The sequence below is a fragment of the Actinacidiphila cocklensis genome, from assembly GCF_907177275.1.
Classification (GTDB): Bacteria; Actinomycetota; Actinomycetes; order Streptomycetales; family Streptomycetaceae; genus Actinacidiphila; species Actinacidiphila cocklensis.
In genome coordinates, this window is record NZ_CAJSLV010000091.1 from 1 (window position 1) to 15,538 (window position 15,538).

General features: G+C 74.6%; 13 protein-coding genes and 1 pseudogene. 9 read left to right on the plus strand and 5 right to left on the minus strand.

What is annotated here, in order from left to right; all coding sequences use genetic code 11:
- The 3 genes from NFU81_RS32165 to NFU81_RS32175 all read left to right on the plus strand — a co-directional run.
- The coding region (locus NFU81_RS32165; RefSeq protein WP_422665344.1) for an NHLP family bacteriocin export ABC transporter peptidase/permease/ATPase subunit at positions 1–2,208 on the plus strand (2,208 nt) is incomplete at its 5' end.
- A gap of 1 nt (position 2,209) precedes the next feature.
- On the plus strand, positions 2,210–5,140 hold the full coding sequence (locus tag NFU81_RS32170; protein WP_251498025.1) for an NHLP bacteriocin export ABC transporter permease/ATPase subunit: 2,931 nt from the start codon (positions 2,210–2,212) through the stop codon (positions 5,138–5,140).
- 61 nt (positions 5,141–5,201) lie between these two features.
- Positions 5,202–6,155, plus strand: coding sequence for a carbohydrate kinase family protein (locus tag NFU81_RS32175; RefSeq protein ID WP_251498027.1), 954 nt, complete (start codon positions 5,202–5,204; stop codon positions 6,153–6,155).
- On the opposite strand, the gene NFU81_RS32180 is transcribed toward NFU81_RS32175, so the two are convergent.
- Complete coding sequence (locus tag NFU81_RS32180) at positions 6,141–7,052, minus strand: Dyp-type peroxidase (RefSeq protein WP_251498030.1); 912 nt, start codon at positions 7,050–7,052, stop codon at positions 6,141–6,143. The two genes, NFU81_RS32175 and NFU81_RS32180, sit on opposite strands and share 15 nt — an antisense overlap.
- A gap of 179 nt (positions 7,053–7,231) precedes the next feature.
- On the opposite strand from NFU81_RS32180, the gene NFU81_RS32185 reads away from it, so the two are divergent.
- Complete coding sequence (locus tag NFU81_RS32185; RefSeq protein ID WP_251498121.1) at positions 7,232–7,552, plus strand: hypothetical protein; 321 nt, start codon at positions 7,232–7,234, stop codon at positions 7,550–7,552.
- Positions 7,553–7,610: 58 nt separating this feature from the next.
- Here NFU81_RS32185 and NFU81_RS32190 read toward each other — a convergent pair whose 3' ends face one another.
- Positions 7,611–8,456 (minus strand): hypothetical protein, encoded by an 846-nt coding sequence (locus NFU81_RS32190; RefSeq protein ID WP_251498032.1) that lies wholly within the window; start codon positions 8,454–8,456, stop codon positions 7,611–7,613.
- Entirely contained in the window at positions 8,456–9,718 is a 1,263-nt protein-coding gene (locus NFU81_RS32195) for a VWA domain-containing protein (RefSeq protein WP_251498035.1), read from the minus strand. The genes NFU81_RS32190 and NFU81_RS32195 overlap by 1 nt, the downstream gene beginning before the upstream one ends.
- 220 nt (positions 9,719–9,938) lie before the next feature.
- Between NFU81_RS32195 and NFU81_RS32200 the strand changes: the two genes are divergently transcribed.
- From NFU81_RS32200 to NFU81_RS32220, 5 genes and pseudogenes are all read left to right on the plus strand, one after another.
- A complete protein-coding gene (locus NFU81_RS32200; RefSeq protein WP_251498037.1) occupies positions 9,939–10,658 on the plus strand; it encodes a DUF4232 domain-containing protein in 720 nt (239 codons plus the stop codon).
- Positions 10,659–10,663: 5 nt separating this feature from the next.
- Positions 10,664–11,353: a class F sortase gene (locus NFU81_RS32205; protein WP_251498040.1), complete on the plus strand. Its 690-nt coding sequence runs from the start codon at positions 10,664–10,666 to the stop codon at positions 11,351–11,353.
- 38 nt (positions 11,354–11,391) lie between these two features.
- Positions 11,392–11,895, plus strand: a complete 504-nt coding sequence (locus NFU81_RS32210) for an RNA polymerase sigma factor (protein ID WP_251498042.1) — start codon at positions 11,392–11,394, stop codon at positions 11,893–11,895.
- Positions 11,879–12,745, plus strand: coding sequence for a DUF4232 domain-containing protein (locus tag NFU81_RS32215; RefSeq protein WP_251498044.1), 867 nt, complete (start codon positions 11,879–11,881; stop codon positions 12,743–12,745). The genes NFU81_RS32210 and NFU81_RS32215 overlap by 17 nt, the downstream gene beginning before the upstream one ends.
- A 44-nt stretch (positions 12,746–12,789) precedes the next feature.
- A pseudogene (locus NFU81_RS32220) lies at positions 12,790–13,272 on the plus strand (flavin reductase family protein); the annotation flags it as partial.
- Between the two features lie 155 nt (positions 13,273–13,427).
- On the opposite strand, the gene NFU81_RS32225 reads toward NFU81_RS32220, so the two are convergent.
- Positions 13,428–14,699, minus strand: coding sequence for a PP2C family protein-serine/threonine phosphatase (locus NFU81_RS32225; RefSeq protein ID WP_251498047.1), 1,272 nt, complete (start codon positions 14,697–14,699; stop codon positions 13,428–13,430).
- Complete coding sequence (locus NFU81_RS32230) at positions 14,696–15,505, minus strand: alpha/beta fold hydrolase (protein ID WP_251498050.1); 810 nt, start codon at positions 15,503–15,505, stop codon at positions 14,696–14,698. The genes NFU81_RS32225 and NFU81_RS32230 overlap by 4 nt, the downstream gene beginning before the upstream one ends.
- Positions 15,506–15,538: the final 33 nt, after the last annotated feature.

Here is a 15,538-nt window from a genome sequence, read left to right on the forward strand (position 1 = left end):
GCCGCGGGCCGGCACCGCCCCGGGCGGGCCGCGCGCACCGGCCGCCGGGTGCGCCGGGTACGGACGCCGGGCGTGCTCCAGATGGAGGCGGTGGAGTGCGGCGCCGCCGCCCTCGCCATGGTGCTCGGCCACCACGGGCGGCACGTCCCGCTGGAGGAGCTGCGGGTGGCCTGCGGGGTGTCCCGCGACGGGTCGCGGGCCGGCAACCTGCTCAAGGCCGCGCGCACCTACGGCCTGCAGGCCAAGGGCATGCAGATGGAGCCGGCCGCGCTGGCCGAGCTGCCGCCGCCTGCCGTGCTGTTCTGGGAGTTCAACCACTACGTCGTCTACGAGGGCACAGGGCGGCACCTCGGGCGGCGCGGGGTGCACCTCAACGACCCGGCGCGCGGCCGGCGTTTCGTGACCCCGGCGGAGTTCGACGCGGGCTTCACCGGCGTGGTGCTCACCTTCGAGCCGGGCGACGGCTTCGTGCCGGCGGGCCGCAGGCCGGGGATCGTGCGCGGGCTGCCGGCCCGGCTGCGCGGCACCGGCGCCACCATGGCGGCGGCGGTGCTGGCCAGCCTGCTGCTGGTCGTGGTGGGCGCGGCGGCGCCCGCGCTGAGCCGTACGTACATCGACGGCTTCCTGCTCGGCGGCAGTTCCGCGCTGCTGGGCACGCTGCTGACGGCCATGGCCGTCGTGGTGGCGCTCACCGCGGTGCTGACCTGGGTGCAGCAGGCGAACCTGCTGCACGGGCGGGTGGTGTCCGCCACGCTGGGCAGCGCGCGCTTCATGCGGCACCTGCTGCGGCTGCCGGTGCGCTTCTTCGCCCAGCGCAGCCCCGCCGACCTGGTGCAGCGCCTGCAGTCCAACGACACGGTCGCCGAGACCCTGGCCAGGGACCTGGCGGCGGCCGGTGTGGACGCGGTGGTGGTGCTGCTCTACGCGGCGCTGCTGTGGACCTACGACCGGCAGCTGACGGTGCTGGGCGTGCTGATCGCGCTGCTCAACGTGGCGGCGATGCGGGTCGTGGTGCGGCTGCGCGCCACCGGCACCCGCAAACTGCGGGCCGACACCGCCCGGTTGACCAACACCGCCTACAGCGGACTGCAGTTGATCGAGACGATGAAGGCCACCGGCGGCGAGGACGGCTACTTCCGCCGCTGGGCGGGGCAGCACGCGGCGACCCTGGACGGCCGGCAGCGGCTCGGCGTGCCGGGCGCGGCGCTCGCGGTCGTCGCCCCCGCGCTCGCCGCGCTCAACAGCGCACTGATCCTGCTGGTCGGCGGGCGGCGGGCGGTAGCGGGCGGCATCTCGGTGGGCCTGCTGGTCGCCTTCCAGGCGCTGGTGACCAGCTTCACCGCACCGGTGACCCGGCTGAGCGCGGTCGCCGGGCGGGCGCAGGACTTCGCCGCGGACGTCGCACGGCTCAGGGACGTGGAGAACTTCCCCGTCGACCCGGTCCACTCCCCCGCCAGGGCCGCGGCCGAGACGCGCGGCGGCCACCGGGCGGCCGGTCATGTCGACCTCGACGACGTCGACTTCGGCTACAGCCCGCTCGACCCGCCGCTGCTCACCGGCTTCTCGCTGTCGGTGGGGCCTGGCCGCCAGGTGGCGCTGGTCGGCGGCTCCGGCAGCGGCAAGTCGACGGTGGCCCGGCTGGTGTCCGGGCTGTACGAGCCGTCGCGGGGCACGGTACGCATCGACGGGCGGGCGCTGGCGGAGCTGCCGCGCAGCGTGCTGTCCGCGTCGGTGGCCTTCGTGGACCAGGACGTCTTCCTCTTCGAGGGCACCGTCCGCGACAACGTGGCGCTGTGGGACCCCTCCCTGACCGACGCGGCGGTGACCGCGGCGCTCGCGGACGCGGCCGTACTCGACGTGGTCGGCCGGCGCCCCGGCGGCATCCACTGCCGGGTGGAGCAGGACGGCCGCAACTTCTCCGGAGGGCAGCGGCAGCGGCTGGAGATCGCCCGGGCGCTGGTCCGCGATCCCGCGGTGCTGGTGCTCGACGAGGTCACCAGCGCGCTGGACGCCGAGACCGAGCGGCTGATCATCGACAACCTGCGCCGCCGCGGGTGCGCCCGGGTGGTCGTGGCGCACCGGTTGAGCACCGTGCGCGACAGCGACGAGATCGTGGTCCTCGACCGCGGCGTGATCGTCGAACGCGGCCGCCACGAGACCCTGGTGGCGGCCGGCGGCGCCTATGCGGACCTGGTCAGGGAGCACTGAGATGACGCACCCGCCCGCAGCCCAGGGCCTCGGCCCCGGGACGTACCCGCCGTACGACGGCGTGCCGCCCCCGCCGGGCGAAGGCCCGCCGGCCGGTCTCGTGCCGCAGGACGGCGAAGGCCCGCACCCCGGGCTCGCCCCGGACGCATTCGCCGACCCGGTCGCCGCGGTCCTGGGCGGCTTCGGGGCGGCGGTCGACTGCGAGGGGCTGCGCAGTCTCGCGCTCGCCGGGCCCGATGGGCTGTGGCTGGTGACGTCGGGGGCGGTGGACCTCTTCGCCGTCGGGGCCGACGGGCAGGGCCGGTGGCACTTCCTGGGGCGCTTGGAGGCCGGCACCGCGGTGCTCGGTCCGCCGCCGGGACCGCACCACACCCTGGTCGGGCGGCCGCTGCCGGGGTGCGGGCTGCGGCGGATCGCGCTGCGCGAGCTGTTCGCCGACCCGTACCCGCAGGCATACGCCGAGCCGTACGCCGGCCCGCGGCTGAGCGCGCTGGAGGAGGCCTTCGCACTCGGTGTCGGGCGCGGGCTGCGGCTGATGTTCGAGGCCAGGGTGGACGGGCGCCCCGCGACCGGCTCCGCGTCCGCGCAGGACGACATCGAGTGGGTGCCGGTCGAGCCGGGCAGCGTGCGGGACGGCGCGGGGTACGGCGGCGAGTCGGTCGGCCAGCTGCTGGTCGACGGTGCGATGTGGCAGCGGATGGTCAGGCAGCAGTCGCGGCTGCTGCTCGCGCTCGGCCGCTGGATCGAACAGGTCGAGCACGCCCACGAGGAGCGGGCGGCCGCCGGGACGCGGGCCGGCGAGGCGGCGGGCGCGCGGGCCGACCGGTTGCTGCTGGCCGCCCTCGACCGGCCGGGCCAGGACGCCGGCGGCGCGGGCGACGCGACGCTCGCGGTGTGCCGGCTGGTGGCGGCGGCCGCCGGCATCACGGTCACCGAGCCGGCAGGAGCCGCGCCGGGCAGCCGGCTCGGCCTGGTGGACCGCATCGCGGTCGCCTCCGGCTTCAGGACCCGCGAGGTCGGGCTCGGCGGGCGCTGGTGGCGTACGGACGCAGGGCCGCTGGTCGGCCGCACCGCGGCGTCCGGCGCACCGGTCGCGCTGCTGTGGCGCCGCGGCGGCTACCGCGCGGTGGACCCGGCGAGCGGCCGTACGACCCGGGTCGGCCCGGCGAACGCGGCCGGCTTCGCCCCGCAGGCGGTGATGTTCTACCGCCCGCTGCCGGCGAAGGCGGTCTCCACCCGAGGGCTGCTGCGCTTCGGGCTGCGCGGCACCGCGGCCGACCTCGGCCGGCTGCTGGCCGGCAGCCTGGTCGCGGTCGGCCTCGGCGCGCTGGTGCCGCTGGCCACCGGGCGCGTCCTGGGCAGTTACGTCCCGCAGGGCGAGAACGGCCTGATCGTGCAGGCCGCGCTCGCGGTGGCGGCGGCCAGCGTGGTGTCCGCCGCCTTCATGCTGGTGCAGAACATCGCGGTGCTGCGGCTCGAAGGGCGGATCGAGGCCTCGCTGCAACCGGCCGTGTGGGACCGGCTGCTGCGGCTGCCCACCGGCTTCTTCGCGCACCGCTCCACCGGCGAGCTGGCGAGCGCCGCGATGGGGGTCAGCGCGATCCGCCGGGTGCTGTCCGGCACCACGTCGGTGGCGGTCCAGTCGGGTACGGTCGCGGCGGTCAACCTGGTGCTGCTGCTGTGCTACAGCGTCCCGCTGGCGCTGGCCGCGCTCGGCATGCTGGCGGTGGTGGGTGCGGTGCTGCTGGCCGTCGGGCTGGCCCAACTGCGGTGGCAGCGGCAGCTGGTGGAGCTCGGCAACCGGCTCAACAACCAGGCCTTCCAGACCCTCAGGGGACTGCCGAAGCTGCGGGTGGCGGCGGCGGAGAGCTTCGCGTACGCCGCGTGGGCCGCGGACTTCGCCCGCAGCCGCGAACTGCAGCGCAGGGCGGGCCGGATCGGGAATGTGGCGACCGTCGTCAACGCGGTCTACCTGCCGCTGTGCAGCCTCGCGATGTTCGCGCTGCTGGCCGGCCCGGCCCGCGGCAGCCTGTCCGCGGCCGGCTTCCTGACCTTCAACTCGGCCGCCACGATGATGCTCTCCTCCGCCGGGCAGCTCACCGGCGCGCTGCTGTCCGCCGTCTCCGTGGTGCCGATGGTCGAGCAGCTGCGGCCGGTGCTCGACACGGCGCCCGAGGTGCCGGACGGCAGCACGCAGCCCGGTGAACTGTCCGGCGCGATCGAGGCGGTGGCGGTGTCGTACCGCTACCCGGGCGAGGGGCCGCTGGTGCTGGACGAGGTGTCGCTGCGGGTGGCGCCGGGCGAGTTCGTGGCCGTCGTCGGGCCGAGCGGCTGCGGCAAGTCGACGCTGCTGCGGATGCTGATCGGGTTCGACGCCCCCGTGTCCGGCAGCGTCCGCTACGACGGCCAGGACCTGGCCGCGCTCGACCTCGCGGCGGTGCGCCGGCAGTGCGGGGTGGTCCTGCAGCACGCGCAGCCCTTCAGCGGCTCGATCCTGGACTGCATCCGCGGCGCCGGCACGTACTCGCTGGAGGAGGCGTGGCAGGCCGCCGCGATGGCCGGGCTCGCCGAGGACATCAAGGCGATGCCGATGGGCATGCACACCGTGCTGCCGGACGGCGGCGCCGCGGTGTCCGGCGGGCAGCGGCAACGGCTCATGATCGCGCAGGCGCTGATCCGCCGCCCGCGGATCCTCTTCCTCGACGAGGCCACCAGCGCGCTGGACAACGCCACCCAGCGCACGGTGATCGACAGCACCCGCGCCCTGCGGGCCACCAGGATCGTGGTCGCGCACCGCCTGTCGACCGTGCTGGACGCCGACCGGGTGGTGGTGATGGCGGCGGGCCGGATCGTCCAGCAGGGCACGCCCGCGGACCTGCTGGCCGACACCACCGGCCCCTTCCACGCGCTGGTCCGCCGCCAGACGCTGTGACCGGTCCGGTACCCGGCGGCCCCGTCGCGGGCCGGGGCGCCGGACACGGCAGGATGGCCGGATGACCGACTTCCTGACCATCGGCGAGAGCGTCGCCGACATCGTCCGCACCCCGGGCAGGCCCGACGTCGCGCACCCCGGCGGCAGTTCCGCGAACGTCGCCTACGGGCTGGCCCGCCTCGGGCGTCCCGTCACGCTGCTCACCCAGCTCGGGCAGGACGAGGCGGGACGGCTGATCCGCGGGCATCTGGCCTCCGCCGGGGTGGAGTTGCTGGCGGACGGGCAGCAGGGCGTGGCCACCCCGACCGCGGTGGTGACGCTGGACGGTCGCGGCGCCGCCTCGTACGACTTCGACATCGGCTGGACGCTGCGGCCGGTGGACGTCCCCGCGGGCGTACGGCATGTGCACCTCGGGTCGATCGGTGCGGTGCAGCCGCCCGGTGCGGCCGCCGCGCTGGAGGTGGCGGCCCGGCTGCGGGGGTCGGCGACGGTCAGCTACGACCCGAACGTGCGCCCGGCGCTGCTGGGCGAACGGGCCGGGGCGGCGGCGCGGGTGGAGCGGTGCGTGGCGCTGAGCGATGTCGTCAAGGCCAGCGACGAGGACCTGGCGTGGCTGTATCCGGGCGAGCCGGCCGGTGAGGTGGCGCGGCGCTGGCTCGGGCTCGGCCCGGCCGTCGTCTTCGTGACGCTCGGGGCGGACGGCGCCCTGGCCTTCACCCCTGCCGGGCAGGTCACGGCGGCGCCGGTGCGGGTCGAGGTCGCCGACACGGTGGGGGCAGGAGACGCCTTCATGTCCGCCGCGCTCGACACGCTGGCCGACCTCGGCCTGACCGGTGCCGCCGCCCGGCCCGGCCTCGCGGCGGGCCTCGACGGCCCCGCGCTCGCCTCGATGCTGCGCCGGGCGGGCACCGCCGCGGCACTGACGGTGTCCAGGGCGGGCGCGAACCCGCCGGACGCGGCAGAGCTGGCCGCGGCCCTGACGGCCGCCGCCTCGGCGGGCTCAGTCGGCCAGTGAGTCGAGGACGTCGGCTGCGGGCGCGAAGAAGAGGGTGCCGGTGACCGGGGTGGAGAAGTCGAGGATGCGGTCGTGCTCGGCGGCGCCGTCGCCGAGGAACATGTGCCGCAGCATCTCCTCGGTCACCGCGGGGGTGCGCGCGTAGCCGATGAAGTAGGTGCCGAACTCGCCGCTGCCGGGGCTGCCGAAGGGCATGTTGTCGCGGAGGATCTTCCGCTCGGTGCCGTCCGGGTCGGTGATCGTGTTGAGGTCGACGTGCGAGCCGGGGGTGCCGGTCTCGACGTTGCTGAGCTTGCGGCGGCCGATGATCTGCTCCTGCTGCTCCACCGTGAGCCCGTTCCAGGCGTCGAGGTCGTGCAGGTACTTCTGCACGATGACGTAGGAGCCGCCCGCCTGCTCCGCGTCCTCGGCGCCGACCAGTACCGCGTCGGCGGCCTCCGGGCCGACCGGGTTCTCGGTGCCGTCGACGAAGCCGAGCAGGTCGCGCTGGTCCAGGTACGCGAAGCCCTGCACCTCGTCGGCGACGCCGACCGAGCCGCGCAGCCGGGCCATGATCTCGGTGGCCAGCGAGAAGCAGAGGTCCTGCCGGGTGGCGCGGATGTGGAAGAGCAGGTCGCCGGGGGTCGCGGGGGCGGTGTGCCGGCTTCCGCGCAGCTCCTTGAAGGGGTGCAGCTCCGCGGGCCGCGGTCCCGGTACCAGCCGGTCCCAGGCGTCGGAGCCGACCGCGGCCACGACGCTCAGCTCCCCGGCGGGATGCCCGAAGCCGACCGCCCGCTGCAGCCCGGCGAGGTCGCCGAGCAGCTCCCTGACGGCGGACTCGCCGCCCCGGTCGACGGTGAGGACGAGGAAGAGGGAAGCGGTGGTCAGCGGGCTGAGCACGGGCTGCGGCGTCGGCATGCCCTCATCGTTGCACGCCCCGCTTGCGGCCAGGCGACCGAGGCGTTTGAGTGAGAAGTAACCCTCCTTCCCCGGGAGGCACCCTCCACACCGGCGGGTCGGCGGGCCAGGGGTAGCTGCTGCCGCACGGCACGGCGCACGGTCCGCGGCGACGGCGCCGGTGATCGAGAGGAGCAGCCATGGCACACCATCACAAGTCGAACACGGCCGTCGAGGGCGACCCCGACACCGGTCACAGCCGCGGCATGCCGGAACGCCCCGACGAGGACGAACTCCAGCAGCGCACGGAAACCGACCGCCAGGAGGTGGCCGCGACAGCGGCCGAGCAGACCCGGCAGGCCCCCGAGGCGCACATCGCCGAGTGGACGCAGCGGCTGCTGGGCGAGGCGCCCACGCTGCCCGCCGAGCAGGCGCAGAGCTTCGTGCACGACCTGTACTTCGCCGCGCAGCGGGCGCTGGACAGGGAGGTCTGGGAGGCGGACTTCGAGCGGGACGAGTAGACCCGCACAGCGGGTGCCGCCGGCCGGGCGCGGTGGGTGCCGCGCCCGGCCGGAGCGGTCAGCCCGGGTACCGCGAGGGCTCGCGCGGCTGGTAGGGCGCGTCCGGGTGCGGCGGACGCGGCCGGGCCGGCGGCCGGAGCGGGCCGCGGGCCAGCCGGTGGGCGCCGAGGGCGGCGAAGACGGCCAGCAGGCCGCCGCCGCCGGTCCACAGCCAGCGCGGTGACCACCAGGTGCCGGCCCAGCCGTCGCCGGGTGCGACGTCGGGGGCGTTGGCGGAGACCACGGGGGCCACGGAGCCGTCGACCGCGTTGCGGCCCGCGGTGCCGTGCGACGTCGCCTTGATCGAGGCGCGCACCGGCTGGCCGAGGTCGGACTCCGGCACGTTCAGCGCGGTGAGCCGCAGGTAGTAGGCGCCGCGCAGCGGGTCGTTGGACCAGGTGTCGGCCCAGGCGCGCACCGGGCGCAGGGTGCAGGCCAGTTCCACGGTCGCCGCGTCGGCCGCGACCGTACGCGTCTGGGCGCCGTAGCGGCACGGCTGGCGGCGGCGCAGCCCGTCGTAGACGTCCAGCTGCCAGGTCGAGGCGCCGTGCGCGGCCGCGGTCCCGGTGCCGGAGCCGAAGGTCACGGTGGCCTTCACCGTGACGTTCTGGCCGGTGTCAGCGGGCACCACCCAGTAGAGGTAGTCGCCCGCGGAGGCGGTGGCGGTGGCCTCCTCGCCCTGCTTGATCACCGCGGCGGTGAGGAAGTTGGTGCCCGCCTCGGTGGGCGGGCCGTCGTTCCCCGCGGTCGCGGTCGCGCTGGGCGTGGCGCTCGGGGTGTCGTCGGCCGTGGCCGTGCCGGTCAGTACGGTGAGCGCGGTCGCGGCGAGCAGTCCCGCCGCGGCCAGACGTCGTGCGGTGCGCATCAGGAGGTCCTCCCCGAGTTCATCCGCCAGCGGGCGGCCCAGCCGGTCAGCAGACCGGCCACCGCGCCGGTGACGGCCAGCAGTCCGAGCAGCCACCAGCCGCGCCCGAGGCCGTAGAAGGCCACGTCGGAGGGCTGGTCGGGGCTGTGCACCAGGTCGATGGACAGCTCGACCGGCAGCCCGGGGGTGGTCTTGACGGAGGCCGGCGCGGAGAAGGAGTTGCCGACCTGGAGGCACACGGTCTCGGCGGGCGTGTCGGAGTCGGCCTTCGGCTTGGGGTAGCGGATGCCGGCCGACACCTGGTCGGTGCGCCCGGTGCCGCCCTCGTCGTCGCGGACGATCTCGCGGCCGTGCAGGGTGACGCCGCGCAGCAGGACGCCGTAGCCGGCGTTGACCGCCCGGTCGTCGCTGATGCTCACCGACGCCCGCAGCTCCTGGCCGGGGCGTACGTCGATGCGGTACCAGCGGTTCTCGGAGAAGGTCTCCCGGTCGGAGTACAGCCCCGCCTTGAGCACCGGCGCGTCGGCGCAGTTCGCGGCGCCCTGGGTGGCCACCGGGGTCGCCACCGGGTCGGTGCTGCGGTTGACCAGCTGCTTGACCTTGGTGGTGAGCTGCGCCCGGTGCTGCACGGTGGTGTAGGTGCCGCCGGTTGCCTCGGCGATGCAGCTGAGCTGGTTGCGGGTGGTGGAGTTGGGGATCAGGCCGAGCGTGTCGATGACCAGGTGGATGCCCTGGGCGGCGATGTCGCGCGCGACGTCGCAGGGGTTGGCGTTGCAGGTGTCCTGGCCGTCGGTGATCAGCACCATCCGGGCGGTGCCGTCGCCTCCGGCCTTGAGGTCCTCGGCCGCCGCGAGCAGGGCCGGGCCGATCGGGGTCCAGCCGGTGGGGGCGAGCGTGGCCACGGCGGTCTTGGCCTCGGTGCGGTTGAGCGGGCCGACCGGGTAGAGCTGCCTGGTGTCCTTGCAGCCGGTCTTGCGGTCGTTGCCCGGGTAGTCCGCACCGAGGGTGCGTATGCCGAGGTTGACGTTCGGCGGCGTCGAGTCCAGGACGTCGTCGAAGGCCTGCTTGGCGGCCGACATCCGGCTCTGCCCGTCGATGTCCTTGGCCCGCATGGAGCCGCTGACGTCGAGGACGAGTTCGACCTTCGGTGAGGGTTGCGCCACGGGTTCGTCCGCGGCGGCGCTCGCGGGCAGCAGCCCGCAGGCGAGGGTGGCCAGCAGGCCACCGGCCATTCCTGTGGCCACGAGTCTTCTCATGATCATCGCAGGATCGTAGTGAAGGTCCGGCCCATTCATGAAGTCGGCTGGTCAGAGCGACGGTTACGGGGGCGGAACGGCGGACTCCGCTTTGCCGCGGCGGACTTGGCGAAGTCTTTACAACCCGGGCCGATGCTGTGTCGTCTCTGCTCGCGACTCCCGGAACGGCCCGGGTCCGCGCCCGCTCCAGGGTGCGGCGGGCCGCCGGAGAAACGAGGGACGGGACATGCGCAGCACTTCACTGGCCGCGAGTGCGGCAGCGGTACTGGCGGTGGCGGTCGCGGGGGCCGTCCCCGCGGCGGCCTCGGCCCCGGTGGGCCGGGCGGCCGGCACCCCGATGTGCACGACCTCCCAGCTGACGGGGGCGCTCGACGGCGGGGACGCGGGCGCGGGCAACCTGTACCGGTACCTGGTCCTCACCAACCACAGCTCCACGACCTGCCACCTCACCGGCTACCCGGGGGTGTCGCTGCTGGACGCCGCGGGCAAGCAGATCGGGGCGCCGGCCGACCGCCAGCCCAGCCGCTACGCGCCCGTCGTGCTGCGGCCGGGGGCGTCGGCGAGCGACACGATCCACACGGCCAACCACATGGGGACGTGCCTGCCCGCCTCGGCGAAGGTGCGGATCTACCCGCCGGGGAACACCGCGGCGATGGTCATCACCGGAGCCGTCACGAACTGCGACCACCTCTTCACGGTGACGCCGATGGCCGCCGGGCGGGGCGGCAGTGACCCGGTGGAGCCGCCGGCCCCGACCCCGACGTCCACGTCGACCTCCGGCCGCCAGGTTCCGACGGTGCCGTCGGGGGCGCCCGACACGGGGCTCGCCGCCACCGGCGGCGGCCACTCCTCGGCCCTGCCGGTCGGTGCGGCTGCCGGCGGCGTCCTCCTGGGCGGACTCGCCCTGGCCGCCGCCGCCAACCGCCGCCGCCGTACCAGGGGCTGACCGCCTTGCCCCCGACTCCCGAACCCGCGCCGACGTCGTTGCGCGCGCGGGCCTCCCGCGCAGCGGCGGCAGCGGCGGTTGCGGCCGCGCTGCTCGCCGGATGCAACACCGCCGCCACCGGCAGCGGAGACGCGGGGCCTGCCCCGACGCGCCCCGGCACGAGCCCGGGCACGACCACGCGTGCCGCAGCTGCGACGCCGACCGCCACCACCACGCGACCCGCCAGGGCGATGGCGAAGTCGGCGCCGCAGCGGCTGCGGATTCCCGGCATCGGGGTGGACACCGGCGTCATGGCCCTCGGCCTGGCGGCGGACGGCACCGTACGCGTACCGCCGATCAAGGCGCATTCGCCCGCCGGGTGGTACGACGGCTCGCCGACGCCCGGCGAGACCGGCCCCTCAGTGCTGCTCGGGCACGTCACCGTCGGGGCGTACGGCGACGGCGTCTTCCGCCACCTGGACCGGATGCGGCCGGGCGACCGGGTGGCCGTCACCCGGGCGGACGGCAGCACCGCGACCTTCGCCGTCGACAGGGTGCAGACCGTCGCGAAGTCGCGGTTCCCGACGGAGGAGGTGTACGGGAACGTCGACCACCCCGCGCTGCGTCTCATCACCTGCGGCGGCACGCGGATCTCGGACGGCGGCGGCTATCCGGACAACGTGATCGTCTACGCCTCGCTGGTCGGCGGCTCGTGAACGGCTGGCCGGCGGCGGCCAGCACTTCGGCGACACGAGTGAGGAGAGCGGTCATCCGGCGAGAAGAGCGCGCTGCCTCCGAGCTGTTCGAGGCGGTCTACCCGCGGCTCGCGGGCTGGTGCCGGCGGCTGGTGGACGACGACGGGACGGCGCACGAGATCGCCGCCGAGGCGTTCACCCGGCTGTGGGCGCGCTGGACCGCGGTCGAGGAGCCCAACGGCTTCCTCTACGTGACCGCGGCCAACCTGGTCCGCGACCACTGGCGCAGAATGGAGCGCGAGCGGCGCGCACTGCGCCGGGTGACCACCGAGCAGTCCGTACGCGGTCAGGCGGAGGCGGCCGACCCGTCCGTACGCCTGCTGGTGCAGTCGCTGCCCGAGCGGCTGCGCAACCCCGTCCTGCTGTACTACTACGCCGACCTGCCGGTCCGTGAGGTGGCCGCGCTGCTTGGCCGGAACGAGGGAACCGTGAAGGCCGACCTGCACGCGGCACGCGAACTGCTCCGCGCCCGACTCAAGGGACACCATGACCGGATTTCCTGACCACCAGGGGGGCGGACCCGACGGCGACGGCGACCGCGCCGGCCCGGTGGAGCCGCTGCTGCGGCAGCCGCCCGGGTATCTGGACGCGCCGCCCGGGGCGTTCGCGCAGATCCGGCGGCGTGCGGCGCGGCGGCGGCGGGCGAGGGCGGCCGGCGGCGCCCTGGCGGCGGCCGTGGTGCTGACCGGTTCCGTCTACCTGGTGGGCGCGATGACCTCGCCCGGCTCGGACCGGGTGGTGAGCCCGCCGGCCAGCAACTCGCGGACGAGCGCGGCCCCTTCGACGCCCACGCCGACCCGCGGGACGGCTCCGACGCCCTCCCCGAGCAGGCCTGCCGCCCGGCACAGCACCGGCACGCGGGGCGGGACGACCGCCACCACCACGGCCGGCCCGACCCCGACCAGGACCGGCGCCTCCGCAACCTCAGGGACCTCAGGGACGACCCCGATGTGCACCACCTCGCAGCTGACCGCGGCGCTGGGCGGCGGCGACGCGGGAGCGGGCAGCCTCTTCCGCTATCTGGTCCTCACCAACCACAGCGGCACGGCCTGCCATCTCACCGGCTACCCGGGGCTTTCGATGCTGGACGCCGCGGGCAAGCAGATCGGGGCGCCGGCGGACCGCCAGCCGATGTCCTACGCGCCGGTGGTGCTGCGGCCGGGCGGGTCGGCCAGCGACACCATCCACACCGTCAACCAGCAGGGCAGCTGCCTGCCCGCGTCGGTGAAGCTGCGGATCTACCCGCCGGGCAACACCGCGTCGCTGGACTTCGTGGGAAGCGTCACCGACTGCGACCACCTCTTCACCGTCACCCCGCTCGCCGCGGGCAGCACCGGCAACCCCGCGTCATGAGGACGTATCGGACAGGCCGAGGTGATCGCGCCCCCGAGGACGCCGGCGAGGTGGTCGCGCTGGGCGTGGGGGCCGAGGGGCAGACCGCGCACAATCTCCTGGCGCGACCCGAGCTCGTGATCAACCTGCCCGCGCCGGCTCAGTGGCCGGCGGTGGAACGTCTCGCGCCGCTGACCGGGCGCACCCCCGTGCCCGTGTACAAGCGAGGCGGCTTCCGGTTCGAGCGTGACAAGTTCGCGGCCGCGGGCCTGCGACCTGAGCCCTCGGCACTGGTCCGGCCGCCCCGGGTCGCCGAGTGCCCCCTGCAACTGGAGGCCCGTGCCGCCATGGTCCGGCCCGACGTCTCCGGCGGGTTCCTCATCGTCGAAGCCCATGTGCTCAGGGTCCACGCCGGTCCGCGCATCGTCGTCGCCGGCTCCCAGCACGCCGACCCGGCCGTGTGGAGCCCCTTTATCTACAACTTCCGCCACCACTTCGGCCTCGGCCCCGAGCTCGGCCACAGTTTCCGTTCCCAGACACCCCGCTGAAGCCGGGCCGCCCTGCGCCCCTGACGCGTCGGCCGGGTGACGCAGCTGCGGTCGGGCGGCCACGGGGCGCACCTCGTGCGCGGTGTGGTGGTCCGGCTGCCGGTTCGATCACCGCACCGATGTGGTGGCGCGGGTACGGAGGGTCAGGTACTCGTTCAGTGTCGCTCTTCGCTGCCGGCTCGGGGCACATGCACGGCGAGGACGGCGGTGTCGTCGTCCACGCCGGTTCCGAACGTGCCGAGCAGGACGCGGACCGCGCCGATCGTGTCCGAGGCCGTGCTGGGGGCCAGGTCACGGATGAAGGCGAGGAGGGCGTCGTCACCGTAGCGGTCCTCGCCTCCCGCGGCGGTGCGGGCTTCGGTCAGGCCGTCGGTGTACAGGAGCAAGGTGTCGCCGGGGGCCAGGTGGACGGTGGCGGTGGCGATGTGGGCGTCGGGCAGGACTCCGATGAGCTGCCCGCCGGGGGTGGGCAGGAAGTCGGCGGTGCCGTCCGCACGCATCATCAGGGCCGGAGGGTGTCCGCCGCTGGCCAGGACGATGTGAAAGCCGCCCCGGTCGGCGTCGGGGGTGAGCAGACCGAAGACGACGGTGCAGAAGCGGGGGTCGTCGCCGTTGTACTCGTGGTTCAGCACCGTGTTGAGGTTGGCCAGCACGGCGGCCGGGTCGGGGTCGTAGACAGCCGCGGCCCGCAGCGTGTAACGGGCCAGGGACGTGACGGCGGCTGCGGTGGCACCCTTGCCGCACACGTCGCCCAGGAAGAGGCCCCAGGTACCGGTGGCCAGGGGGAAGAGGTCGTAGAAGTCGCCGCCGACCTCGTCGGCGGAGGCGATGTGGTAGTAGGCGGACACGTCGAGCCCGGGAACGTTCGCCAGCGCCGGCGGCAGCAGCGTCGTCTGCAGGGTGGCGTTCAGCAGCTTCAGGCGGTCGCGTTCCTGATCGGCTTCCCGGCGGGCGCGCAGCAGCTCGGTCTCGTAGGCGCGGCGGTCGCGGGCTTCGAAGACGGTGGTGCGGATCAGCAGCGGCTGCCCGTCGATACCCGTTTTCACCTTGGAGGTGACCATGACCGGCAGGCGGGAGCCGTCGGCTGCCTTCAGCTCCAGTGCGACCCCGCTGACCTCGCCCTGCATGCGCAGGAGAGGTCCGAAATGGGTCTCATAGTAGAGCCGGCCGCCGACGGTCAGCAGGTCGGAGAAATGCCTGCGTCCCACCAGGTCACTGCGCCGGTAGCCGAGCCAGTCCAGCAGCGTCGCGTTCGCCTTCGCGATCCGGCCGTCCAGCAGGGTGGACAGGAATCCGCACGGAGCGTGCTCGTACAGGTCCTCGGTGCTGTCCTCCAGCAGCGCGGAGAACAGGGCCTCCTCCTCCCCCGGCCCGGAGCCGTTGTCCCGTTCCCGGCCTCCCTCCTCGCCGCCGGTTCCGCACGTCATCCGGCGGCTCGCGCGAAGGCGGCAATGGCCGCGGCGGTTTCCTCAGGGGCGGCGAGCTGGGGGCAGTGTCCCGTCGCGTTCAGCGTGGTCAGGCGGCTGCCCGGGATCTGCGCGTGGATGAACTCACCCACCTCCGGCGGGGCGATCGCGTCGCTGGAGCATTGGGCGACCAGCGTGGGCACCCGTACCTGGGACAGGTCCCGGCGGTTGTCGGACAGGAACGTCACCCGGGCGAAGACCCGCGCGATACCGGGGTCGGTGCGGCAGAAACTGTTGGTCAGCTCCTCACCGAGCTCCGGCCGCTCCGGGTTGCCCATGATCACCGGCGCCATGGCACCCGACCAGCCCAGATAGTTCGCGTCCAGCGACTCCAGCAGCTCGTCGATGTCCGCGGCGCTGAACCCGCCGCGGTAACCGGTGTCGGGATCGTCGATGAAGCAGGCCGAGGGGGCGAGCAGCACCAGCCCGGCGAACGCCTCCGGCTCGCGTGCGGCGGCCAGCACTCCCATCATCGCGCTCACCGAATGCCCCACGAACGTGACGGGGCCGAGGGCCAGCTCCCGGCACAGTTCCAGCACGTCCTCCGCGTAGCCGTCCATCGACGAATAGCGCTCCGGGCTCCACGCCGACAGCTCCGAATTCCCCGAGCCCACGTGATCGAACAGGACCACGGTGAAGTCGCGCTCCAGCGCGGGAACCACCAGGCGCCACATGTTCTGGTCGCACCCGAACCCGTGTGCGAGCATCACCACCGGCCCGCCGACCCGGCCAGTGACGGTGACATGGTTCCTGCTTCGCACATCCATACGATCCATACTCGCAGAGGCCGCGACCCCCGG